A 23,204-nucleotide genomic window follows, 5' to 3' on the forward strand; every position below is an offset into this window, starting at 1 on the left:
GCACCCACGCAACCATGCCAGAAACCTACAACGGCGGCAGGAACACGGCCGGCCGGGGGCGCAATCCGCTCCGGGACCCCCGTGACCGCCGTCTGAACCGTATTGCCGGGCCGTCATCGCTGGTCCTGTTCGGCGTGACCGGGGACCTCGCCCGCAAGAAGCTCATGCCGGCCGTGTACGACCTCGCCAACCGCGGGCTGCTGCCGCCGAGCTTTGCCCTGGTGGGCTTTGCCCGCCGGCAGTGGGAGAACGAGGACTTCGCCGCGGAAGTCAAGGAGTCCGTCAAGGCCTACGCCCGGACACCGTTCGATGAGACGGTCTGGAAGCAGCTCTCCGAGGGCATCCGCTTCGTGCAGGGCGAGTTCGACGACGACGACGCGTTCAAGCGGCTCGGCGAGACGATCGATGAGCTCGACGAGCAGCGCGGGACGCGGGGCAACCACGCGTTCTACCTCTCGATCCCGCCGAAGGCGTTCGAACAGGTCTGCCGCCAGCTCTCCAAGCACGGCCTGGCCCAGGCCGGAGGCGACAACTGGCGCCGCGTCGTGATCGAAAAGCCGTTCGGCCACGACCTCGAGTCGGCCCGCCAGCTCAACGACATCGTTGAATCGGTGTTCCCGCCGGACGCGGTCTTCCGGATCGATCACTACCTGGGCAAGGAGACGGTGCAGAACATCCTGGCACTGCGCTTCGCCAACCAGCTGTTCGAGCCGCTCTGGAACGCCAACTATGTTGACCACGTCCAGATCACCATGGCCGAGGACATCGGCACTGGCGGCCGGGCAGGCTACTACGACGGCGTGGGCGCGGCCCGCGACGTCATCCAGAACCACCTGCTGCAGCTCCTTGCCCTGACGGCGATGGAAGAGCCCATCTCGTTCAACGCCGATGACCTGCGGGCCGAGAAGGAAAAGGTCCTGGCCGCAGTCAGGCTCCCCGATGACCTCTCCACCCACTCCGCCCGCGGTCAGTTCACCGGCGGCTGGCAGGGCGGCGAGGAAGTCCTGGGCTACCTGGAGGAAGAGGGCATCCCGGCTGATTCCAAGACCGAGACGTTTGCCGCGATCCGGGTGGACATCAACACCCGGCGCTGGTCCGGCGTGCCGTTCTACCTGCGCGCCGGCAAGCGCCTGGGGCGCCGGGTGACGGAGATCGCCGTCGTGTTCAAGCGCGCACCGAACCTGCTCTTCCGCGATCACAGCGAGGACGACTTCGGCCAGAACGCCGTCGTGATCCGGGTCCAGCCCGACGAGGGCGCCACGATCCGGTTCGGGTCCAAGGTCCCGGGCACCCAGATGGAGGTCCGCGACGTCACCATGGACTTCGGCTACGGCCACTCCTTCACCGAGTCCAGCCCGGAAGCCTACGAACGGCTCATCCTCGATGTGCTCCTGGGCGAGCCGCCGCTGTTCCCCCGGCACCAGGAAGTCGAACTGTCCTGGAAGATCCTTGACCCGTTCGAGGACTACTGGGCCGGCCTTGACGAACAGCCCCAGCCCTATCCGCCCGGCAGCTGGGGCCCCGCCTCGGCCGACGAGCTCCTTGCCCGCGACGGACGAACCTGGAGAAGGCCATGATCGTAGATCTTCCCGACACCACCACCTCCAAGATTTCCAAGAAGATCATGGCCCTGCGCGAGCAGGGCGGCGTGATCGCCCTGGGCCGGGTGCTGACCCTTGTGGTGGTCACCCGCTCCGGGCTCGAGGAGGAGGCCATCGAGGCCGCCAACGAGGCCAGCCGGGAACACCCGTGCCGGATCATCGTCCTCGCCGACGCCGGGGCCTCGGCTCCGACCCGGCTGGACGCCCAGATCCGGGTCGGCGGCGACGCCGGGGCCTCCGAGGTCATCCTGCTCCGCGGCTACGGCGAACTCGCCGAGGAAAGCGAATCCCTGGTCGCGGCCCTGCTGCTTCCGGATGCGCCCATTGTGGCCTGGTGGCCGCACGGTGCCCCCCGGAACGCGTGCCAGACCTCGATCGGGGGCATCGCGCACCGCCGGATCACCGACTCGGCCAATGAAGCGGACCCGGTCGCGGCGCTGGAGAACATCCGCCGCACGTACAAGGCCGGCGACACAGACCTGGCCTGGACCCGCCTGACCAACTGGCGCATCCAGCTGGCCGCAGTGCTGGACCAGGTGGACGACTCCCCGGTGACGGCCGTCGCCGTCGAGGGCGCCTCGGACTCCCCCAGCACCGTGCTGCTCGCGGCCTGGCTGACCTTGGCCCTGGACGTTCCGGTCACAATCGTGGCCGACCCGGCGGGCACCGGGATCCGGCGTGTCCGGCTGACCCGGCCCGGCGGTGACATCCAGCTCTTCCGTCCCGGACTGACCATCGCGGAGCTGACCCAGCCCGGCCAGCCCGCGCAGCGGATCTCCCTGCCCCGGCGCAGCCTCAAGGACTGCCTGGCAGAAGAACTCCGCCGCCTGGATCCGGACGAAGTGTTCGGCGAAGTGATTACTATGGGACTGCCACGTACCAATCTAAGGAGTGTCCGTCCCAGTGAGCGCTGATCCGAGAGTAAGCATCCATCCAGACTCGACCGTCCTGATGGCTGCGATCGCAGCCCGCCTGATCACCAAGCTCGTGGATATCCAGGACCGGCACGGCGAGGCCACGGTGGTGCTTACCGGGGGCAGCATGGGCATCGGTTCGCTCAAGGCGGTGGCCGAATCACCGGCGGCGTCGGCCGTGGACTGGTCCAAGGTGAACTTCTGGTGGGGTGACGAGCGCTTTGTGGCGGCGGACGACGCCGAGCGCAACGCCCGTCAGGCGCAGGAGGCCCTGCTGTCCCATATCAGCGTTGATCCGGCGCGTGTCCACGTCCCCGGTTCCACCGACGACTTCGAAAGCCCTGATGAGGCGGCCGCGGACTATGCGCGCCGCCTCGCCGAGGCGGCCGCCGCCGAGCACGCCGCGGACATGTCCGACGACAGGCCGGAAAACCCGGCGCGGCTCCCGCGCCTGGACATCGTCCTCCTCGGCGTCGGGCCGGACGCGCACGTCGCGTCGCTCTTCCCGGAGCAAGCCGGTATCCGGGAGAAGGAACTGACTGTAGTAGGGGTCCAGAACTCCCCCAAGCCCCCGCCGGCCCGGGTATCGCTGACGCTGCCGGCGATCAATACGGCATCCGAGGTCTGGATGGTGGTGGCTGGTGACGACAAGGCCGGCGCGGTGGGACTGGCCCTGGCCGGTGCCAATCCCGTGCAGGTTCCCGCGGCAGGGCCGCGCGGCCGCCAGGAAACCCTGTGGCTGATTGACGAGAACGCGGCCTCACGGGTCCCGGAGCAACTCGTCCGGAAGGGACCGTCGGGAGCGTAACCGTTCCAGCGCTCCAGCCAGCACGTCTTCGGCGTCCTGGCTGGAGCGCCGTTCTTTAACGTATTCCAGGTGCGTCTTGAAGCCCTCCATCGGCGCTTCCTCGAGGCCAAACTTCGCTTCGTCACGGGTTGCGGTCCCGCCGCAGCGCCGGCAGTCCCAGACTCCCGGGATCTGTTCCTCCGGCAGCTGCGCGAACACGAGCGTGGTTTCATGGCCCTTGGCGCACCGGAATGAGACACGAATACGGGGCTGGCGTACGCCGGCCCCGTTCATTGGCTCGTGGCGGGGAGTTGCCCCCTCGGTAGCGCCCACACGGATTCCCTTGAATCCGGAAGCAGAATGCAGCATCGGGAACTCCTTGCTACTTGGCTGGCGGACGAGTGCAAGACGCCAGTCTAGAGTGGGAGTTCCCGATGCCGGGAGGGCCTTAAGGACCCTTTATGAAGTTATCGAGACGGACGTCCTAGGAATCGGCGCCCGTGCTGAACCGCATGAGCAGGCCCAGGGCGACGATCACAACGCCCCAGGTGATCCCGAGGATGATCGTGAAACGGTTGAGGTTCCGTTCCGCGACGCCGGAGGAGCTCAGGCCCGAGCTCATGCCGCCGCCGAACATGTCGGACAGGCCGCCTCCGCGTCCCTTGTGGAGCAGGATGAGCAACGTCAGCAGGAGGCTGGTGATGCCAAGGAGGACCTGCAGAATGACATGAAGAACGTCCACGACGGCCTTTCAGAAGAATTGGATTACGGGGGCCAAACTGTGTCCGGACTAATCCGTCAGCAGGTGACTCTCGAACCTGACAATATTAGCAAACTCGGCGGCGTCCAGGCTGGCACCACCGACCAGCAATCCGTCCACGTCGCGTTCCTTGAGGATTGAGGCCGCATTGTTGGCCTTCACCGAGCCGCCGTAGAGGAGGCGGGTCTTGGCAGCGACGTCGGCTCCGAAGAGGGTGGAAAGCTCGGCACGGATGGCTGCGCACATTTCCTGTGCGTCCTCCGGACCGGCAACTTCGCCGGTGCCGATGGCCCAGACGGGCTCGTAGGCGACGACGAGCTCGGCGGCCTGCTCCGGGGTGAGGCCCTCGACGCCGGCGCGCAGCTGGACGAGCGTGTGGTCCACGTGGGTGCCGGCCTGGCGGATCTCGAGGCCCTCGCCGACGCAGAGGACGGGGGTGATGCCGTGCCGGAAGGCTGCCTTGGTCTTGGCGTTCAGCACCTCGTCGGACTCGTTGTGGATGGTGCGGCGTTCGCTGTGGCCCACCAGCACATAGCTGCAGCCGAGCTTGGCGAGGAACTGTCCGGAGATGTCGCCGGTGTAGGCGCCCGAGTCGGCCGGGGACAGATCCTGGCCACCGTAGACAACCTTGAGTTCGTCGCCCTGGACCAGTGTCTGGACGCCGCGGAGATCGGTGAACGGCGGGAAAACGGCAACCTCCGCCCGGCTGTAGTCGTGCTTGGCGTCGGACAGGGTCCACGCCAGCTTCTGCAGGAGGGTAATGCCCTGGACATGGTCCATGTTCATCTTCCAGTTGCCGGCGATGAAGGGCGTGCGGTCGAATTTGCCGTTGGTTGACGTAGTCACGTGGTCTCCAAAAGGTTCTTAGCAGTGGAACAGCCGGCAGGGCCCCGTCCGGGGACAGGGGCCCTGCCGGCTGGAGGGTCTAGCGGTCGAGGACGCTCAGGCCGGGGAGTTCCTTGCCTTCAAGGTACTCCAGGCTGGCGCCGCCGCCGGTGGAAATGTGGCCGAACTGGTCATCGGCGAAGCCGAGTGTCCGGACCGCCGCGGCGGAGTCGCCGCCGCCAACCACCGTGAACGCGTCTGTCTCGGTCAGCGCCTGGGCGATGGCCCGGGTGCCGCCGGCGAAGGCCGCGAATTCGAACACGCCCATGGGCCCGTTCCAGAACACGGTCTTGGCGCCCTTGATGTGTTCGGCGAAGGCCGCGGCCGAATCCGGACCGATGTCCAGCCCGATGCCCTTGGCCCCGAAGCTGCTGGACTCAATGGCGTCGGCAGCGACGGTCTCGTGCTCGGCGTCGGCGGCGAACTTGCTCGCCACCACAACATCGGTGGGCACCACGAACGCGGTGCCGGCGTCGGCCGCCCGCTTCAGGTAGTCCTGGACCACCGGGATCTGGTCCTCTTCGAGCAGGCTGCCCGCAACCTTGTGGCCGGCCGCGGCGAGGAAGGTGAACAGCATGCCGCCGCCCACCAGGATCGTGTCCGCCTTGCCGATGAGGTTGTCGATGACGGCGAGCTTGTCGGAAACCTTGGAGCCGCCGAGGACCACCACGTAGGGCCGCTGGGTGTCGGCGGTGAGCTTGCGCAGCACCTCGACCTCCGTGCGGACCAGGTCGCCCTGGTAGGACGGCAGCCGGGTGGCGACGTCGTACACGCTGGCGTGCTTGCGGTGCACGGCGCCGAAGGCGTCATCGACGAACGCGCCGTTGCCGCCGGTGAGGGCGACGAGCTCGTCAGCGAAGGCGCCGCGTTCGGCGTCGTCCTTGGAGGTCTCCCGCGCGTCGAAGCGGACGTTTTCCAGGATCAGCGCTTCGCCGTCCTGAAGCGCGGAGGCCAGCTCCGTGGCGGACGCGCCGACGGTGTCGCCGGCCAGGGAGACCTTGAACCCGGCAAGCTCGGCCAGCCGCGAGGCTGCGGGCTTGAGCGAGTATTTCTCCTCCGGGGCGCCCTTGGGGCGGCCCAGGTGTGCTGTGACCAGCACGCGGGCACCGGCGTCCGTGAGCTTCGCCAGCACTGGAAGGGAGGCCTTGATGCGGCCATCATCAGTCACTGTAGAGCCGTCGAGCGGCACGTTCAGGTCACTTCTGACCAGAACGTACCGCCCGCGGACACCATCAGCGATCAGTTCGTTGAGGGTGTGGAATGTCATGAGTCTTACCCTAGCCCAGCTTGGACGCGACAAGCTCCGTGAGGTCCACGAGGCGGTTCGAGTAGCCCCATTCGTTGTCATACCAGGACACGACCTTGACCTGGTCGCCGATCACCTTGGTGAGGCCCGAGTCGAAGATGGACGACGCCGGGTCGCCGACGATGTCCGAGGAGACGATCGGCTCGTCGGTGTAGGTCAGCAGGCCCTTGAGCTCCTCGGTCTCGGATGCTGCCTTGAGGGCGGCGTTGACTTCGGCGACAGTGGTCTCGCGGGAGACCGTGACCGTCAGGTCGGTGGCGGAGCCGGTGGGGACGGGAACGCGGATGGCGTAGCCGTCGAGCTTGCCCTTGAGCTCCGGCAGAACCAGGCCGATTGCCTTGGCCGCTCCGGTGGAGGTGGGCACCATGTTGATGGCGGCGGCGCGGGCGCGGCGGAGGTCCTTGTGCGGGCCGTCCTGTAGGTTCTGGTCGGCCGTGTAGGCGTGGATGGTGGTCATCAGGCCACGCTCGATGCCGAAGGCGTCGTTGATGACCTTGGCCAGCGGGCCGAGGCAGTTGGTGGTGCAGGAGGCGTTGGAGATGATGTGGTGCGCGGCGTTGTCGTACAGGCCGTCGTTGACGCCCATGACGATGGTGATGTCTTCATCCGACGCGGGCGCGGAGATCAGGACCTTCTTGGCACCGGCGTCGATGTGCTTCTGCGCATCTGCGGCCTTCGTGAAGAAGCCGGTGGACTCGATGACGATGTCGACGCCGAGTTCGCCCCAGGGCAGCTTCGCGGGGTCGCGCTCGGCGAGGACCTTGATGATGTTGCCGTCGACGACGATGTTGCCGTCTTTGACCTCGATGGTTTCGGCCAGGCGGCCGCCCACGGAGTCGTACTTGAAGAGGTGAGCGAGGGCTTCCGGGCTGGTGAGGTCGTTGACCGCAACGATCTCAAGGTCTGCACCCTGTGCGAGGGCTGCGCGGAAGTAGTTGCGGCCGATGCGGCCAAAGCCGTTGATGCCAATACGGGTCGTCACGTTTTCAGTCTCCTTGGTGCTCCTGCGAGCACGACTAGTTGAGAAGGCGTTCAAGCCAACTAACAGATCCCGCACGCCATTGGGCAGAGATAATTACCGGAGGACGACCAGCCACATTGCTGAAGGCTAACCGCCTTCCGTGATCCATCTTACGTTTAACCGGGACTGCCCCCGCAAGTGCGGGGGCAGTCCGTCCACAATTCGGGCGGAACAGCCCGTAATGTGAGGTTTGTTACAAACGGAAGTCGCTTCCGTCACGTCCAGCGGTTCCCTACAGGGTGATCAGGCCCGTCGCGTTCTTGCGGGCGGCGTCGAAGCGCTTGGCGACGTCGGCCCAGTTCACGATGTTCCAGAAGGCCTTGACGTAGTCGGCCTTGACGTTGACGTAGTCCAGGTAGAAGGCGTGCTCCCACATGTCCAGCATCAGCAGCGGGGTGGTGCCGAGTGCGACGTTGCCCTGCTGGTCGTAGAGCTGCTCGATAACCAGGTTGCCGCCGATCGGCTCGTAGGCCAGGAAGCCCCAGCCGGAGCCCTGGAGGCCCAGCGCCGCGGCGCTGAACTGGGCACGGAACGCGTCGAACGAGCCGAAGGCGTCATCGATGGCCGCGGCGAGCTCGCCCTCGGGCTTGTCGCCACCGTCCGGGGAGAGGTTCTTCCAGAAGACGGAGTGGTTGATGTGGCCGCCGGTGTGGAACGCGAGGTCCTTGGAGAGGCGGTTGATGTTGGCGAAGTCGCCCTTCTCGCGCGCGTCGGCCAGCTGGGCGAGGGCGTTGTTGGCGCCGGCCACATAGGCTGCGTGGTGCTTGCTGTGGTGCAGCTCCATGATCTTCGCAGAGATGTGCGGTTCCAGCGCTGCGTAGTCATAGTCGAGCTCGGGCAGTACGTACTCGGTCACAAAATCCTCCAATGTCGTGGACGGGACGTCCGGTTCGGTAACTCTCGGATTGTGCATCCGGATGCGGGACATCCGGAAGATTGTGGCGGACCCAACGCCGGGCCCTGCTGTCGATTCTAGGGGTGGCCTAGTCGTCGAGCATTTCCGGCGTCACATTGGCCTCGGTGCCAGGGATGCCCAGGTCCTGGGCCCGCTTGTCCGCCATGGCCAGCAGGCGGCGGATCCGGCCGGCAATCGCGTCTTTTGTCATGACGGGATCGGCGAGGCGGCCCAGCTCGTCCAGGCTGGCCTGCTTGTGCGCCACCCGCAACTCGCCGGCGTACTTGAGGTGGTCCGGGACGTCGTCGCCCAGGATTTCCAGGGCGCGGTCCACCCGTGCCCCTGCGGCAACTGCGGCCTGGGCGGAGCGGCGCAGGTTGGCGTCGTCGAAATTGGCGAGCCGGTTGGCCGTGGCGCGGACTTCCTTGCGCATGCGGCGTTCCTCCCAGACCATGAGCGCGTCATGGGCGCCCATCCGGGTCAGCAACGCAGCGATCGTGTCGCCGTCGCGGATCACCACGCGGTCCACTCCCCTGACCTCGCGGGCCTTGGCCTGGATGCCGAGGCGGCGGGCGGCGCCGACGAGGGCCAGGGCCGACTCGGGCCCGGGGCAGGTGACTTCCATGGCGGAGGAGCGGCCGGGCTCGGTGAGCGAGCCGTGCACCAGGAAGGCGCCGCGCCAGACGGCCTCGGCATCGGCGGCGGAGCCGTTCACGACTACTGACGGAAGGCCGCGCACGGGGCGGCCGCGGGCGTCCAGGAGCCCGGTCTGGCGGGCCAGGGCCTCACCGTCGCGCACCACGCGGACCACGTAGCGGCTGCCGCGGCGCAGCCCACCGCCGGAGACGACGATGATCTCACTCTGGTGGCCGTAGACCTCGGCGATTGCGGCGCGCAGGCGACGTGCGGTTGAGGCGAGGTCGAGTTCGGCCTCGATCACGATCCGGCCGGAGATGATGTGCAGCCCGCCGGCGAAGCGCAGCATGGCCGATACCTCGGCCTTGCGGACTGATGACTTCTTGATATCCAGACGGGAAAGTTCTTCCTTGACTGATGCTGTCAGTGCCATGGCACCTTTCCTAACTGTTCCCGAAAATATCGTGGTACGCCGTCGCCAGCCGCAACGGATCATGGACCGGACGGCGACCAGACGCCCCCACTTTACCCAAGACCACCTCGGCTCCGAGCATTCCGGCCGCCCGTTCGAAATCGGGCAGGTCCTGGACCGACGCCGGATCGGCCAGGATGACGTCGATCGTGAAGTCGGGAGCGTATTCGCGCAGGACCCGAAGGTGGTCGGCGGCGCTCATGCCGGCGGTCTCCTTGGTGTCCGTGGCGAGGTTCATCGTCAGGCAGCGGCGGGCGGCGGTGTTGCAGAGTGCCTCGCGCATTTCCGGCAGCAGCAGGTGCGGCAGCACGGACGTGTACCAGGAGCCCGGCCCCAGGATCACCCAGTCGGCCAGTTCGATCGCCGTCAGTGCCTCCATGCACGCGGGGGCGTTTTCAGGCAGGAGCCGGACGTGTTCCAGGGACCCCGCCACCGCGCACTTGGCCTGTCCGGAAAGCGTCTGCAGCGCCGTGGTGCCGTCGGGGGCAGTGACCCGGACCTGTCCTTCGATCGTCAAGGGGATGCTGGACATCGGCAGGACCTCGCCGCGCGCGCCGAGCAGGGCGCCGGCCCACTTCAGGCCTGCAACGGTGTCGCCCAGGAGTTCCCAGAGGGTGACAATCAGGAGGTTGCCCATGGCGTGCTCATCGAGGGACCCGCCGCGGCCCTTGCCGGGGGCGAAACGGTGCTGCATGACATCGCGCCAGGTGCGTCCCCAGTCGGTGTCGTCGCACAGCGCGGACAGCGCCATGCGGAGGTCCCCGGGCGGCAGGACGCCGTACTCCTCACGGAGCCGGCCGGAGGATCCGCCGTCGTCCGCGACCGTGACGATCGCGGTGAGTTCGGAGGTCAGCAGGCGCAGGGCCGACAGCGAGGCCGACAGGCCGTGGCCGCCGCCAAGCGCGACGACGGAAGGTCCCTTGTCCTGCTGGCTCGCGAAAGCCGCGCTGGCAGGGGGGACGAGGGGCAGCGGGCCGGTCAGCAGCGCCATTACTCGCGGCCCAGGTCCCGGTGCGTCGTCGTCACGGTGACGCGCGGGTATTGCGCCAACCTCCGTGAGAGCTCGACGGCGACGGCCACGGAACGGTGCTTGCCGCCGGTGCAGCCCACGGCAATCGTGGCGTAGTGCTTGTTCTCGCGCCGGTACCCGTCCAGGACAGGTTCGAGGGCCAGGACGTAGCGTTCCACGAAGTCGCTGACGCCCTGGGCCTCCAGCACGTAGTCGCTGACGTCCTTGTCCAGCCCGGTGTGCGGGCGCAGCGCCGGGACCCAGTGCGGGTTGGGGATGAAGCGGGCGTCGGCGACGAAGTTCGCGTCCACCGGCAGCCCGTACTTGAAGCCGAAGCTCATGACGTTCAGCCGCAGCGCGACCGGCCCGGTTTCGCTGAACAGCTCGGTGATGGCCGTGGCCAGACCGTGGACGTTCAGCGAGGACGTGTCCAGGACGATGTCGGCGGTGTCCTTCAGCTCACGGACAAGTTCGCGTTCGGCGGCGATCCCGTCGAGGATCCGGCCGCCGCCCTGGAGCGGGTGGGGCCGGCGGCCCTGCTCGAAGCGGCGTACCAGGACGTCGTCGTTGGCGTCCAGGAACAGCACGCGGAAGGTCACGCCGGTGGCTTCCAGGGCCCGGAGGGCCGCGCGCATGTCGGCAAACAGTTCATTGCTCCGGACGTCCATCACGACGGCGAGCTTGGACAGTGAGTGCGGGGTCCGCGAGACCAGTTCGGCGAGTGTGCCGAGCATCTGCGGCGGGAGGTTTTCCACGACGTACCAGCCGTGGTCCTCCAGGGCGTCCGAGGCGGTGCTGCGGCCGGCTCCGGACATTCCGGTCACTACGAGCAGTTCCGCCTCCACGGGTTTGACCGGTGTCATGCCGTCCGCATCCGTGCCGGATCCTGCCGTCGACTCTGCCATCAGTGAAGCCCCATCTCTGCCTGTGCGTTCTGCTCTTGCGGTCGGGATTGGGCGCGGGCCGCGGTGATGCCGCGGCCGTGCCGTTTCCCAAGTCCTTACCCTAGCTAAGTTTGGCGGCGCTAGCTAAGTCTGGCGGCACCGGCTAGGCGTCGAGGATTTCACCGGTGGTCATATTGATCGCCGGGACCGTGACGGCGTCGTCGCCGCCGTCGTCGGTGAAGTGCCGGACGATTGCGGCGGCCAGGGAGGGACCGATCCCCTTGGCGCCGGTGAGCTGCTCCTGCGTCGCGGCCTTGATGCCCTTGACGGACCCGAACTCGGCCAGGAGTGCCTTGCGTTTTGACTCCCCCAGCCCGGGCACGCCGTCCAGAGCGGAGACCGTCATGGCCTTCCCCCGCTTTTGCCGGTGGAAGGTGATGGCGAAGCGGTGGGCCTCGTCGCGGATCCGTTGCAGCAGGTACAGGCCGGCCGAGGCGCGGGGCAGGATCACCGGGAAATCGCTGTCCGGCAGCCAGACTTCCTCGAGCCGTTTGGCGAGGCCGACCACGTACACGTCCTCGATGCCGAGTTCTGCCAGTGCCCGGGCGGCGGCGTTGACCTGCGGCTTGCCGCCGTCGACGACGACGAGGTTGGGCGGGTAGGCGAACTTGCTCCGCGGAGCCGGCGTCGTGGAGTCAGCGACAGCCGCGGCAGTTGCCGCTTCCAGCGCGGCCTGGTGTGCAGGTTTGGCCGCGGCTGCCGCCAGCTCGGCCTGTTCCTGAAGGTAGTGCCGGAAACGGCGGGTCAGGACGTCGTGCATGGCCGCGGTGTCGTCGTTCGCTGCAGCGCCGGTCACGGCGAACTTCCGGTAGTCGGACTTTTTCGGCAGCCCGTCCTCGACCACCACCATGGAGCCGACCACGTTGGTGCCCTGGACGTGCGAGATGTCGAAGCACTCGATCCGGAGCAGGGCTACCGGCAGTTCGAGGGCCTCCTGGAGTTCCTGGAGGGCCTGGGAGCGCATGGTGAGGTCGCCGGCGCGCCGGGACTTGTGGAGCTTGAGGGCGTGCTCGGCGTTTTCCCGCACCGTGGACATCAGCGCGGCCTTGTCTCCGCGCTGGGGCACCCGGACGTCCACCCGGGCCCCGCGCAGCCCGCTGAGCCACTGCGCGAGCTCCGTGGCGTTGGACGGTTCGGCGGGGACCAGGACTTCCCGGGGCAGCCTGCCCTGGAGCCCGGCTTCCTCGCCGTAGACCTGCTGGAGCAGGTGTTCGACCAGCTCCGGGGTGGTGGAGTCCTCGACTTTTTCGACCACCCAGCCGCGCTGGCCGCGGATCCGGCCGCCGCGGACGTGGAATACCTGGACGGCCGCCTCAAGCTCGTCTTCATGGAGAGCGAAGACGTCGGCGTCCGTGCCCTCGGCGAGGACCACGGCGTTGCGTTCGAAGACCTTCTTCAGCGCCACGATGTCGTCCCGGAGGCGGGCCGCGCGTTCGTAGTCGAGCTCGGCGACGGCCGCGGCCATCTCCCGTTCCAGCCGGTTGACGAACGGTTTGGCTTCGCCGCCCATGAAAGTGCAGAAGTCCTCGGCGAGGGCGCGGTGGTCCTCGGCGGAGATCCGCCCGACGCAGGGCGCGGCACATTTGTCGATGTAGCCGAGGAGGCAGGGCCGGCCGCTGGCCTCGGCACGCTTGAGCACCCCGGCGCTGCAGCTCCGCACCGGGAACACGCGCAGCAGGGTGTCCATGGTGTCCCGGATCGCGCCGGCGGTGTACGGGCCGAAGTACCGGGTTCCCTTGCGCCGGTCGCCGCGCATCACCTGGACGCGCGGGTACTTCTCCCCCATCGTGACGGCCAGGTAGGGGTAGGTCTTGTCATCCCGGAACATCACGTTGAAGCGCGGCGTGAATTCCTTGATCCAGGTGTATTCGAGCTGCAGTGACTCGAGCTCGCTGCCCACCACAGTCCACTCGACGCTGCTGGCCGTGTGCACCATCGCGTAGGTTTTGGGCAGGAGCCCGGCAGGGTTGGCGAAGTAGGAATTCAGCCGGGACCGGAGGTTCTTGGCCTTGCCGACGTAGATGACCCGGCCGTGCGGATCGCGGAAGCGGTATACGCCCGGATTGGTCGGAATTTCACCCGTCTGGGGTCGGTAACTCGCTGGATCTGCCACACATCAAGTCTACTGAGCCGGCGGAGGTGCCGTGGCACCGGCCGGCGCTACTCGACCGTCTTGCTCTGGTTGTAGCTCGTGGAGCGTTCCTGGCCGCTCAGTTCCGCGATGGCGTCCATGATGCGGTCCGTGACCTGGCGGCGCGCCGGCAGGGAGTGGTCCGGGCCGGTCTTCTCGAAGTACAGCGGCTCGCCCACTTTCATGGTGAAGTGCTGCGGCTTGACGGACTTGCTGTCGGCGGGCTGCAGGTGCTCCGTACCGATCAGGCCCACCGGGATCACGGGTGCCCCGGTGGTGAGGGCCAGCCAGCCGACTCCGGTGCGGCCGCGGTAGAGGATGCCGTCCCGGGAGCGCGTGCCTTCGGGGTAGATGCCCACGCCTTTGCCGGAGTCGAGGATGTCCAGGAGGGTCTTGAGTGCCTGGACGCTCGCGGCCTGCTCGCCGCGCTCTACGGGGATGGAGCCCACGGCTTCGAAGAAGGACTTCATGGCTTTGCCCTTGAAGCCGCCGGTGGTGAAGTACTCGGCCTTCGCGAAGAACGCGACGGGCCGCGGCATGAGGGCCTGGACGATCACACTGTCCAGGAAGGAGAGGTGATTCGGCGCCACGATGAACGGCCCGTCCGTGGGCACGTTTTCCAGGCCAATGACCGTGGGACGGCACGTGGTGGATATCAGCCCGCGCGTGGTCCAGCGGATTGCGTCAAACATTGCCATCGGTGTGCACCTCGTTCAGGGCTGTGGTCCCCGGGCGTTCGGAGAGTCTGGTGATCGTCGCGTGTAGCGCCGTGGTGTTGTGGACGATCTCGACGGCTCCGGCTTCGTGCAGTTCGCCGTCGGGCGCAAAACCCCAGCCTACGCCGATGCAGTCCAGTCCGTTCGCGGCCGCCCCGGCCACATCCTGTGCCCGGTCCCCCACCATCACGGCCCGGCGGGCCGCAGCGGGGTCCGCCGCGGCCAGGTCCGAGAGGGCGGCCGCGACGATTTCGGCCTTCCCTTCAGGAATTGAGCCTTCACCTGCGGAGGCCGCTCCGGCACCCGTTGCGGCCTCGTCGGCCGCGGAGCCGCGGATGCTGTGGAAGAGTCCGGCGATGCCGTGGTGGGCCAGGACGGTGCGGGCAAGCCCTTCCGGCTTCTGGGTGGCGACGGCGATGGGGCGGCCGGCGGCCACGAAGTCCTCGAGGAGGGTGCGGATGCCGGGATAAAGCCGGCTTTGTGCGATGCCGGTGGACTTGTAGTGCGCGCGGTAGATGCGGATGGCGTCTTCCAGCTGGTCGGCCGGGACCCCGGCGACTTCCGTGAGGGAGTGGCTCAGCTTGGGGCCGATCATGGCATCCAGTAGGGGTTTCGCCGGAACGGGAAGGCCGAGCTCCGTGAGGGCGGCGGCGATTCCGTCGGTAATCCCGCCGGCGGGATCGACAAGAGTGCCGTCAAGGTCGAAGATTACGGGCACTGTTGTATGCGTCACCGGCTTAGTTTCTCACGAGTGTGCGGCAGCCAGAAATTCACATGCTCCTTCAGGAATACGTCCGCCGAATACATCAGCCGCATACACCAGCCGGATACATCAGCCGCATACTTCCGACGACTGCTGATGGGAACCGGCGCCGCACGGCATGTCCTCCCCGCCCAGTCCCGGGGCGGCCGGGAGTCAGGCGGGGAGGCTAATCGCAGTATTCAGGCGCAGTGTTCAGGCGCAGGGGTCAGGCGAGGAGCTCGGCGAGGAACGCGGCGGTGTGGCTCTCGCTGGACTTGGCCACCTGTTCCGGCGTACCGGAGGCGATCACCCGGCCGCCGCCCGAACCGCCGTCGGGTCCCAGGTCCACGATCCAGTCCGCGCTCTTGATGACGTCGAGGTTGTGCTCGATCGTGATCACCGTGTTGCCCTTCTCCACGAGGCCCTGCAGCACCATGAGGAGCTTACGGATGTCCTCGAAGTGCAGGCCGGTGGTGGGCTCGTCCAGGACGTACACGCTGCGGCCGTTGGAGCGCTTCTGGAGCTCGGCCGCGAGCTTGACGCGCTGGGCCTCGCCGCCGGAGAGCGTCGTGGCGGGCTGGCCGAGGCGGACGTAGCCCAGACCGACGTCGACGAGCGTGTTGAGGTGCCGGGCGATCGGGGAGAACGCCGCGAAGAACTCCGCGCCTTCCTCGATGGGCATGTTCAGCACGTCGGCGATGGTCTTGCCCTTGTAGTGGACTTCCAGGGTCTCGCGGTTGTACCGGGCACCGTGGCAGACCTCGCAGGGGACGTAGACGTCCGGCAGGAAGTTCATCTCGATCTTCAGGGTGCCGTCGCCGGAGCAGGCCTCGCAGCGGCCGCCCTTGACGTTGAAGGAGAACCGGCCCGGCAGGTAGCCGCGGACCTTGGCCTCGGTGGTCTCGGCAAAGAGTTTCCGGATGTGGTCGAACACGCCGGTGTAGGTGGCCGGGTTGGAGCGCGGGGTGCGGCCGATGGGGCTCTGGTCGACGTGGACCACCTTGTCCAGGTGCTCGAGGCCCTGGACAGACTTGTGCCGGCCGGCCACCTGCTTGGCGCCGTTGAGCTTGTTGGCGAGGACCTTGTAGAGGATCTCGTTGACCAGGGTGGACTTGCCGGAGCCGCTGACGCCGGTGACGGCGGTGAAGAGGCCCAGCGGGAAGCTGGCGTCGATGTTGAGGAGGTTGTTCTCCTTGGCGCCGATCACCTTGAGCTCGCGCTTCTTGTCGTACTTGCGCCGCTTCTTGGGGATCTCGATTTTCTTCCGGCCCGCGAGGTAGTCGCCGGTGAGCGAATCGGTGTTTTCCAGCAGCGCCTGGTACGAGCCGGAGTGGACCACCATGCCGCCGTGCTCGCCGGCGCCCGGTCCGATGTCCACCACCCAGTCGGCCTCGTGGATGGTGTCCTCGTCATGTTCCACCACGATCAGGGTGTTGCCGAGGTCCCGGAGCCGGGTGAGCGTTTCGATCAGTCGGCGGTTGTCCCGCTGGTGCAGGCCGATGGAGGGTTCGTCCAGGACGTAGAGCACGCCCACCAGGCCGGAACCGATCTGGGTGGCGAGCCGGATGCGCTGTGCCTCGCCGCCGGACAGCGTCCCGGAGGGCCGTTCCAGGTTCAGGTACTCGAGCCCGACGTCGAGCAGGAAGGTCAGCCGGGCCTGGATTTCCTTGAGCACCTGGTGGGCGATCTGGGCTTCGCGGCCGGTGAGGACGAGGTTGTCCAGGAAGTGCGCGCATTCGCGCATGGGCAGCGCGGCGACTTCGGCGATCGACTTGCCGTTGATAAGGACCGAGAGCGACGCCGGGTTCAGCCGGGCGCCGTTGCAGGCCGGGCACGGGACCTGCCGCATGTATTCCTCATACCGGTCGCGGGCCGAATCCGAATCGGTCTCGCCATGCTTGCGGTGCACGTACTGCATCACGCCCTCGAAGCCGGTGCTGTACTTGCGTTCCCGGCCAAAGCGGTTCCGGTACTGGACAACAACCTTGTGGTCCTTGCCCTGCAGCACGGTCTGCCGGACGTCGGCGTCGAGCTTCTCCCATGGCGTCGTCATGGAGAAGCCGAGTTCCTCGGCGAGTCCGCTGAGCAGCCGGCCCCAGTACTCTGAGGTCGCCGTCCCGAGGGACCACGGCGCGATGGCTCCCTCCGCGAGGGAGAGCTCCGGGTTCGGGATGATGAGTTCCTCATCGACTTCGAGCCTGGTTCCAATACCGCTGCACGCGCTGCAGGCGCCGAACGGATTGTTGAAGGAGAAGGAGCGCGGCTCGATCTCGTCGATGGCCAGTGGGTGTTCGTTGGGGCAGGCGAGGTGTTCGGAGAACGCCCTGATCCGCCCGGGATCCTCGGCTTCGAGGTCGACGAACTCGGCCAGGACCCGTCCTTCGGCCAGGCCGAGGGCGGTTTCAACGGAGTCCGTCAGGCGCTGGCTGATGCCTTCCTTGACCACCAGGCGGTCCACGACTACCTCGATGGTGTGCTTGAACTGCTTGCCCAGCTTCGGCGGATCGCTGAGCTGGACGAGCTCGCCATCCACCCGCGCCCGCGAGTAGCCCTTGGCGGTCAGTTCCTTGAAGAGGTCGACGAATTCGCCCTTGCGCCCGCGGACCACGGGCGCCAGCACCTGGAAGCGCGTCCCGTCCGTGAGCTCAAGCAGCTGGTCCACGATCTGCTGCGGGGTCTGCTTGGTCACGGGCTCACCGCAGATGGGGCAGTACGGCCGCCCCACGCGGGCCCAGAGCAGGCGCATGTAGTCGTAAATCTCGGTGATGGTGCCCACCGTGGACCGCGGGTTCTTGCTGGTGGACTTCTGGTCAATGGACACAGCGGGCGAGAGGCCCTCGATGAAGTCGACGTCGGGCTTGTCCACCTGGCCCAGGAACTGCCGGGCGTAGGCGGAGAGGGATTCGACGTAGCGGCGCTGGCCCTCGGCGAAGATGGTGTCGAACGCCAGGGAGGACTTTCCGGAGCCGGACAGGCCGGTGAAAACGATCATGGCATCACGGGGAAGGTCCAGGTCCACGTTGCGCAGGTTGTGCTCGCGCGCACCCTTGACCACAAGGCGCGTCATGTCCGGGCGCTTCAGCGCGGGACGGGACGGGGCGGCTTCCCGGGCTGCCAGCGGTTCGATGGCGGACTGGACTTCAACGGCTGGATCTTCAGCTACAGCTTTAGGCACGAATCTAATGCTAATCGAAAACTTCTTCGAAAAACTATTCCGCGCGCCGCGGGCCCTTCCGGATGTGCTAGTGGCGGTCGTAGGCGGCGGCCAGCAGCTGCACGGCCTCGGCGAAGCTCGCGCCCTGGGCCTTAGCGGCCGCGGCGAACTCGGTGGCGGCGGCGGACAGCGAGCTCCAGGCGGCGTCGCGGGCGCAGACGACCGTGCCGTTCCGGCCCCGTGTCACCACCACGCCGGCGGCCTCGAGTTCCTTGTATGCCCGCGCCACGGTGTGCGGTGCCACGCCGAGCTCGCCGGCGAGGCTCCGCACGGCCGGAAGCCGGGTGCCGGGTGCGAGCGTGCCGTTGTCGGCGCGTTCAATGACGTAGAGCCGGAGCTGTTCGAAGAGCGGCACGGAGCTGGCCGGGTTGGTCCGCCAGGAGCCGGGAAAACGCTCCCCCGCCGTATCCACGGGACTCACTGTTCGGCCTCCCAGACGGTGCGCACGTGTTCGCGGCCGGCGAACTGCGCCTCGTACAAATCCTTGTAGAGCCCGCGCCTGGCCATCAGCTGCTGATGGGTCCCGTGTTCAACGATTCGTCCGTGGTCCATGACGAGAATTAGATCAGCGTCACGGACCGTGGACAAACGGTGCGCGATCACGAAGCTCGTGTGACCTTGCCGCAGCTGTTCCATGGCGTGGCGGATCTGCACCTCGGTGCGGCTGTCCACGGAACTCGTGGCCTCGTCCAGGACCAGGATGCTGCGCCCCGCGATCTGCGCCCGGGCGATCGAGACGAGCTGACGCTGGCCCCGGCTCAGGGAATCGCCGTCGTTGCCGAGCATCGTGGCGTAGCCGGCCGGGAGGGACCTGACGAACTGGTCCACGTGGCTGGCCCGGGCCGCCTCCAGGATGTCGGCGTCGGCGGCGCCGGGGCGGCCGTATTCGATGTTCTCCCGGATGCTGCCGGTGAACAGCCAGGCGTCCTGCAGGACGGTACCGAAGGCGCTGCGCAGATCGTCCCGCGGGATGGTGGCGATGTCGGTCGAGTCCACCAGAATCCGTCCGGAGTCCAGTTCGTAAAAGCGCATCAGGAGGTTGACCACGGTGGTCTTGCCGGCCCCGGTGTGTCCCACGATTGCCACTGTCTGTCCCGGTTCCACAGTGAAGGAGAGGTCCTTCACCACGGGAGTGCCGGGACTGTAACTGAAAGTGACGTGCTCGAACGTGACCCGGCCCGCCACGGCACCGGGAACCAGCGTCTCCGGAACCAGCGCCGCAGGGGACCCGGGCGTGGCATCGGATTTGCGTCCGTTGTGCGACCTGCGCGGGACATGGACTTTTCGCAGGGTTGCGCTGCCGCGAAGCTTGCCGGCGCCGTTGGCTGACACGGCCGGCACGGCGGCGTCCGCCGGGATCTCCGGGGCGTCAAGCAGCTCAAAGACGCGCTCCGCCGAGGCGAGGCAGGATTGCAGGAGGGTCAGCATGCCGCCGATCTGGCCCACGGGCTGGCTGAAGAGGCGGGAAAACTGGAAGAAGGCCTGGATGCCGCCGATGGTCATGGCCCCGGCGGTAACCTGCAGCGCCCCCACCACGGCCACGGCGATGTAGTTGAGGTTGGCGACAAACACCAACAGCGGCTGCACGATGCCGGACAAATACTGGGCCCGGGTGCTCGAGCGCGTGAGCTTTTCGTTGTACTCCCGGAAGATCTCCGCCGAGGCCTCCTGCCGGCCGAACGCCTTGACCACTTCGTGCCCGGTGAAGGTTTCTTCCAGTTGGGCGGTCAGTGCGCCCGTGCTGCTCCACTGCTCCTTGAAGTGTGCCTGGGAGTGCCGGGCCACCAACACGGTGATCAGGGTGGACACCGGCACGGAGAGGACGGCAATCAGGGCCAGCAGCGGCGAAAGCCACAGCATCATGGCCAGTGCGGCGGTCAGCATCAGGACGGACAGGATCAGCTGGTTGAGGAGTTGGTTGAGGGCCTGCGAGATGTTGTCGACGTCGTTGGTGGCGCGGCTGAGCACGTCGCCGCGGCGTTGCTCCTCGAAATGGCTGGAGGGCAGCACATGGAGCTTCTGTTCCACGGAGCCGCGGAGTCCGTAGCTGAGGCGCTGCACGGCCGTGGCGGTCAGGGACCCCTGGATCCAGCTGAAGAGCGAGGCCCCGGCGTACATGGCGGATACCGCCAGCAGCCGGGCGGCCAGCTCCTGTTCGTCGAGCGAACCGCCCAGGAAGCCCCCCACGACGACGTCGGTCGCGTCACCGAGGACCTTGGGGGCCGCCACGTTGAGTGTCACGAACGCACAGGTGGCGGCGATGACACCGGCCATCCGCCACTTCAGCGGCACCAGCAGGCGCAGGAGGCGGGCGGCGGACTGCCACTTGATGCGCTCCGCGGGAGCGGCCGCAGCGGCCCTTGCTGCGGTCCCGGCGCGGGATGCGCCCCCGCGCCTCACGGGGCTTCCTCCAACACCAGCTGGGACGCGGCAATTTCCTGGTAGCTGGGCGAGGTCTCCATGAGTTCGCTGTGCGTGCCCTGCGCGACCAGGCGGCCATCCTCGAGCACCAGGATCAGCCCGGCGTCCACGATCGTTGACACGCGTTCGGCCACGACCAGCACAGTCGCCGACCGCAGCAGCGGCTCGATCGCCGCGCGGAGCCGGACATCGGTTCCGTAGTCCAGGGCCGAGAAACTGTCATCGAAAAGGTATGCCGGGGCATTCTTGAGCAGTGCCCGGGCGATGCACAGCCGCTGCCGTTCGCCGCCGGAGAAGTTGGTGCCGCCCTGGCTCACCGGCGCTTCGAGCCCCAGCGGCAATTCGCGGACAAAGTCGGCGGCCTGGGCCGCTTCGAGCGCCTGCCACAATTCCGGCTCGTCCGCGGCAGGCGAGCCGAGCCGAAGATTTTCCGCGACCGTGCCTGCGAAGAGATAGGACTGCTGCGGGACGACGGCGATCAGGCTCCGCAGGTCCTCCAGCGGCATGGCCCGCACATTGCGCCCGCCGATGCTGATCTCGCCGGCGGTCGCGTCGAGGAACCGGGGAAGCAGGTTCAGGAGCGTCGTCTTGCCGCTGCCGGTTGCGCCGATGATCGCCGTCGTGGTCCCGGGCCGCGCGGTGAACGAGACTCCGTCCAGCACCGGCGCCTCGGCGCCCGGATAGGCGAAGGACACATTCCGGAACTCGACGCTCCGGCCCACGGGCGCGGCATGGCGGGGATGCGCGGCATGGAGGGGATGCGCAGCCTGGCCGTGGTCTGCACCATGGCCGGGCTGGCCGGCACGGGCCCTGGCCCGGGCACCGGCATGCGTGGCAGGATCGGCGATGGCCGGTTCCGTGTCCAGCACCTCGCGGATCCGTTCGGCGCATGCCGCCGCCCGCGGGGCGGTCATGAAGACGTACATCGCCATCATGATGGCAATCAGGATCTGCAGGATGTAGGCGATGAAGGCGGTCAGCGCCCCCAGCCGCATTTCGCCGGAGTCGATCCGATGGCCGCCGAACCACACCACGAACACGGACGACAGGTTCACCACGAACATGATCATCGGCATCATTGCCGCGACCAGGAGGGCGGATTTGAGGTTGTTGCGGGTGAGGTCCTTGTTGGCTTCATCGAAACGGCGGATTTCATGGTCCTGCCGGACAAAGCTGCGGATGACGTTGGCGCCGATGATCTGCTCACGCATGACCCGGCCGATCCGGTCCAGGAGCCCCTGGCCCTGGCGGTACAGCGGAATCAGCTGGCGCACGATCACCGTCATGATCACCGTAAGGACCGGGATGACCACCACCACGATCCAGGACAGCACGACGTCCTGGTGCACGGCCAGCACGATTCCGCCGATGAAGATCGCCGGCGCGGCAATGAGCATGATGAACACCAGGACGGCGAGGTTTTGGATCTGGGCGACGTCGTTGGTGGTCCGGGTGACGAGGCTGGGGGCCCCGAAAACGCTGACTTCCTGGGAGGAGAAGGACTGCACCTTGATGAAGAGCTCGCCGCGCAGCTGGCCGCCGATCTCCATGGCGACAACGGCGCCCAAATATCCGGCCGCGATGGCAGCGATCACCTGGACGGCGGCGATGCCGGCCATCCAGCCGCCGAGATGGAGGATTTCCCCTTTGTCCCCGCCGATGATGCCGTCGTCGATGATCGCGGCGTTCAAGGTGGGCAGGAGCAGGTTGGCGGTGGCTTGCACGAGCTGCAGCACAACAATGGCCAGCACGCGCCCCTTATGCGCGGACAGCAGCCGCGCCATCAGGCCTATTAGCACCGAACCTCCATTACTAGCCCAGGGCCCGGAATGGGAAACAGCCTAACGGCTGCCCCCATGCCGCCACGTCATTGTAAGCCCCATTCCAGAGTGCTTTGTGTCAACCGGCGGACACTCCGCTCACCCGGTTTTTTGCGCCACCGCGAAGGTGCGCCGGAACGGGAACACAGTCCCGTGCCGGCCCGCGGGATACGCGTCGTCCAGCCTTGCCGAATATTCGGCCTCAAATTCCCGGGCTGCCTCCTCGGGAAGGGCCGCGAGGACCGGCCTGAGTCCCGTGCCGCGGACCCACTCCAGCACGGGGTGGGCGCCCGGGAGCAGCTGCATGTAGGTGGTCTCCCAGGCGTCGGCGGCGCACCCGGCGTCGAGCATGATCTCCAGGTACTCTGCCGCCTCCCCCACCACGTCGTCGTGGCGCAGGACCCCGGCGAGGCGCCCGGCCCAGGCCGGCGAGTCGGCCAGCTCCCGCATCAGGGTGTGGGACGGGGCGTTGAAGTTCCCCGGCACCTGCAGCGCGAACCAGGCGCCCGGCTTGAGGGCGTCGAGCCACTCCGGCAACAGCTTCCGGTGCTCGGGCACCCACTGCAGGGCGGCGTTCGTGACCACCACGTCCGTGTCCCCGGAGGGCATCCAGTGCGCGATGTCGGCCAGGTCGTAGGAGAGATTGGCCGCCGCGGCCGCATGCTTCTTTGACGTCGCCAGCATTTCCGCCGAGGAATCCAGTCCCATCACCTGGGCGCCCGGCCACCGGTCCGCGAGCGTCGCGGTCAGGTTGCCCGGACCACAGCCGAGGTCCACGACGTGCCGCGGCGCGTCGGCATGAATCCGTCCCGTCAGGTCAAAAAACGGCCTGTCCCGGTAGTCCCCGAACTGCACGTATTTCTCAGGATCCCACTTCATGGCACCTCCAGTTTCCGGCAATTCTGTCCTATCCGAAGCGTAGTCCCGGCC

Annotated in this window: 20 protein-coding genes; 3 read left to right on the forward strand and 17 right to left on the reverse strand. The window is 67.3% G+C overall.

The genetic code is table 11. The features are described 5' to 3' along the window. Positions 1 to 14: 14 nt before the first annotated feature. Genes zwf through pgl form a run of 3 tightly spaced genes read left to right on the forward strand, consistent with a single transcriptional unit; the run spans position 15 to position 3,323 of the window. On the forward strand, positions 15 to 1,577 hold the full coding sequence (gene zwf / locus AC1DDO_RS00235; RefSeq protein ID WP_476866229.1) for a glucose-6-phosphate dehydrogenase: 1,563 nt from the start codon (positions 15 to 17) through the stop codon (positions 1,575 to 1,577). Then, positions 1,574 to 2,515, forward strand: a complete 942-nt coding sequence (locus AC1DDO_RS00240) for a glucose-6-phosphate dehydrogenase assembly protein OpcA (protein WP_018772991.1) — start codon at positions 1,574 to 1,576, stop codon at positions 2,513 to 2,515. The genes zwf and AC1DDO_RS00240 overlap by 4 nt, the downstream gene beginning before the upstream one ends. Next, entirely contained in the window at positions 2,505 to 3,323 is an 819-nt protein-coding gene (gene pgl / locus AC1DDO_RS00245; protein WP_476866230.1) for a 6-phosphogluconolactonase, read from the forward strand. The genes AC1DDO_RS00240 and pgl overlap by 11 nt, the downstream gene beginning before the upstream one ends. On the opposite strand, the gene AC1DDO_RS00250 is transcribed toward pgl, so the two are convergent. From AC1DDO_RS00250 to AC1DDO_RS00330, 17 genes are all read right to left on the reverse strand, one after another. Beyond that, positions 3,276 to 3,671, reverse strand: coding sequence for an RNA polymerase-binding protein RbpA (locus tag AC1DDO_RS00250; protein WP_476866231.1), 396 nt, complete (start codon positions 3,669 to 3,671; stop codon positions 3,276 to 3,278). The two genes, pgl and AC1DDO_RS00250, sit on opposite strands and share 48 nt — an antisense overlap. A gap of 115 nt (positions 3,672 to 3,786) precedes the next feature. Further along, positions 3,787 to 4,044, reverse strand: coding sequence for a preprotein translocase subunit SecG (gene secG / locus AC1DDO_RS00255; RefSeq protein WP_441408582.1), 258 nt, complete (start codon positions 4,042 to 4,044; stop codon positions 3,787 to 3,789). Positions 4,045 to 4,092: 48 nt separating this feature from the next. Beyond that, a complete protein-coding gene (tpiA, locus tag AC1DDO_RS00260) occupies positions 4,093 to 4,908 on the reverse strand; it encodes a triose-phosphate isomerase (protein ID WP_441408581.1) in 816 nt (271 codons plus the stop codon). A gap of 79 nt (positions 4,909 to 4,987) precedes the next feature. Then, on the reverse strand, positions 4,988 to 6,214 hold the full coding sequence (locus tag AC1DDO_RS00265; protein ID WP_476866232.1) for a phosphoglycerate kinase: 1,227 nt from the start codon (positions 6,212 to 6,214) through the stop codon (positions 4,988 to 4,990). Between the two features lie 10 nt (positions 6,215 to 6,224). Further along, the gene (gene gap / locus AC1DDO_RS00270) at positions 6,225 to 7,235 is read right to left on the reverse strand and encodes a type I glyceraldehyde-3-phosphate dehydrogenase (RefSeq protein WP_079549564.1); all 1,011 of its coding nucleotides are present in this window, start codon (positions 7,233 to 7,235) and stop codon (positions 6,225 to 6,227) included. Positions 7,236 to 7,506: 271 nt separating this feature from the next. Then, positions 7,507 to 8,130 carry a superoxide dismutase gene (locus tag AC1DDO_RS00275; protein ID WP_476866234.1) on the reverse strand — a complete coding sequence of 208 codons (624 nt, stop codon included), beginning with the start codon at positions 8,128 to 8,130 and terminating at the stop codon, positions 7,507 to 7,509. A 127-nt stretch (positions 8,131 to 8,257) separates the two neighbouring features. After that, the gene (gene whiA, locus AC1DDO_RS00280) at positions 8,258 to 9,238 is read right to left on the reverse strand and encodes a DNA-binding protein WhiA (protein WP_476971152.1); all 981 of its coding nucleotides are present in this window, start codon (positions 9,236 to 9,238) and stop codon (positions 8,258 to 8,260) included. 10 nt (positions 9,239 to 9,248) lie between these two features. Continuing rightward, positions 9,249 to 10,268, reverse strand: coding sequence for a gluconeogenesis factor YvcK family protein (locus AC1DDO_RS00285; RefSeq protein ID WP_476971153.1), 1,020 nt, complete (start codon positions 10,266 to 10,268; stop codon positions 9,249 to 9,251). Next, complete coding sequence (gene rapZ, locus AC1DDO_RS00290) at positions 10,268 to 11,191, reverse strand: RNase adapter RapZ (RefSeq protein WP_476971154.1); 924 nt, start codon at positions 11,189 to 11,191, stop codon at positions 10,268 to 10,270. The genes AC1DDO_RS00285 and rapZ overlap by 1 nt, the downstream gene beginning before the upstream one ends. A gap of 142 nt (positions 11,192 to 11,333) precedes the next feature. Continuing rightward, positions 11,334 to 13,343 (reverse strand): excinuclease ABC subunit UvrC, encoded by a 2,010-nt coding sequence (gene uvrC, locus AC1DDO_RS00295; RefSeq protein ID WP_476866236.1) that lies wholly within the window; start codon positions 13,341 to 13,343, stop codon positions 11,334 to 11,336. A gap of 47 nt (positions 13,344 to 13,390) precedes the next feature. After that, positions 13,391 to 14,059, reverse strand: a complete 669-nt coding sequence (locus AC1DDO_RS00300) for a lysophospholipid acyltransferase family protein (RefSeq protein WP_441408575.1) — start codon at positions 14,057 to 14,059, stop codon at positions 13,391 to 13,393. Continuing rightward, the gene (locus AC1DDO_RS00305; RefSeq protein ID WP_476971155.1) at positions 14,046 to 14,810 is read right to left on the reverse strand and encodes an HAD hydrolase-like protein; all 765 of its coding nucleotides are present in this window, start codon (positions 14,808 to 14,810) and stop codon (positions 14,046 to 14,048) included. The genes AC1DDO_RS00300 and AC1DDO_RS00305 overlap by 14 nt, the downstream gene beginning before the upstream one ends. 235 nt (positions 14,811 to 15,045) lie before the next feature. Next, on the reverse strand, positions 15,046 to 17,994 hold the full coding sequence (gene uvrA / locus AC1DDO_RS00310; RefSeq protein ID WP_441408573.1) for an excinuclease ABC subunit UvrA: 2,949 nt from the start codon (positions 17,992 to 17,994) through the stop codon (positions 15,046 to 15,048). 67 nt (positions 17,995 to 18,061) lie between these two features. Further along, the gene (locus AC1DDO_RS00315; RefSeq protein ID WP_441408572.1) at positions 18,062 to 18,454 is read right to left on the reverse strand and encodes a GntR family transcriptional regulator; all 393 of its coding nucleotides are present in this window, start codon (positions 18,452 to 18,454) and stop codon (positions 18,062 to 18,064) included. Next, positions 18,451 to 20,307, reverse strand: coding sequence for an ABC transporter ATP-binding protein (locus AC1DDO_RS00320; protein WP_476971367.1), 1,857 nt, complete (start codon positions 20,305 to 20,307; stop codon positions 18,451 to 18,453). The genes AC1DDO_RS00315 and AC1DDO_RS00320 overlap by 4 nt, the downstream gene beginning before the upstream one ends. Positions 20,308 to 20,429: 122 nt before the next feature. Beyond that, the gene (locus tag AC1DDO_RS00325) at positions 20,430 to 22,238 is read right to left on the reverse strand and encodes an ABC transporter ATP-binding protein (protein WP_476971368.1); all 1,809 of its coding nucleotides are present in this window, start codon (positions 22,236 to 22,238) and stop codon (positions 20,430 to 20,432) included. Between the two features lie 135 nt (positions 22,239 to 22,373). After that, positions 22,374 to 23,153, reverse strand: coding sequence for a trans-aconitate 2-methyltransferase (locus AC1DDO_RS00330; protein WP_476971156.1), 780 nt, complete (start codon positions 23,151 to 23,153; stop codon positions 22,374 to 22,376). Between the last annotated feature and the right edge of the window lie 51 nt (positions 23,154 to 23,204).

It is taken from the genome of Arthrobacter sp. 10N43, from assembly GCF_056394525.1.

Excerpts from the sequence above, each read along its gene's own strand:
- zwf (WP_476866229.1), top strand. The coding sequence starts at position 15 with ATGCCAGAAACCTACAACGGCGGCAGGAACACGGCCGGCCGGGGGCGC.
- AC1DDO_RS00240 (WP_018772991.1), top strand. The coding sequence starts at position 1,574 with ATGATCGTAGATCTTCCCGACACCACCACCTCCAAGATTTCCAAGAAG.
- AC1DDO_RS00250 (WP_476866231.1), bottom strand. The coding sequence starts at position 3,671 with ATGCTGCATTCTGCTTCCGGATTCAAGGGAATCCGTGTGGGCGCTACC.
- AC1DDO_RS00265 (WP_476866232.1), bottom strand. The coding sequence starts at position 6,214 with ATGACATTCCACACCCTCAACGAACTGATCGCTGATGGTGTCCGCGGG.
- whiA (WP_476971152.1), bottom strand. The coding sequence starts at position 9,238 with ATGGCACTGACAGCATCAGTCAAGGAAGAACTTTCCCGTCTGGATATC.
- AC1DDO_RS00285 (WP_476971153.1), bottom strand. The coding sequence starts at position 10,268 with ATGGCGCTGCTGACCGGCCCGCTGCCCCTCGTCCCCCCTGCCAGCGCG.
- rapZ (WP_476971154.1), bottom strand. The coding sequence starts at position 11,191 with ATGGCAGAGTCGACGGCAGGATCCGGCACGGATGCGGACGGCATGACA.
- AC1DDO_RS00300 (WP_441408575.1), bottom strand. The coding sequence starts at position 14,059 with ATGGCAATGTTTGACGCAATCCGCTGGACCACGCGCGGGCTGATATCC.
- AC1DDO_RS00320 (WP_476971367.1), bottom strand. The coding sequence starts at position 20,307 with ATGGCCGGTGTCATCGCCGCCACCTGTGCGTTCGTGACACTCAACGTG.
- AC1DDO_RS00325 (WP_476971368.1), bottom strand. The coding sequence starts at position 22,238 with ATGGCGCGGCTGCTGTCCGCGCATAAGGGGCGCGTGCTGGCCATTGTT.
- AC1DDO_RS00330 (WP_476971156.1), bottom strand. The coding sequence starts at position 23,153 with ATGAAGTGGGATCCTGAGAAATACGTGCAGTTCGGGGACTACCGGGAC.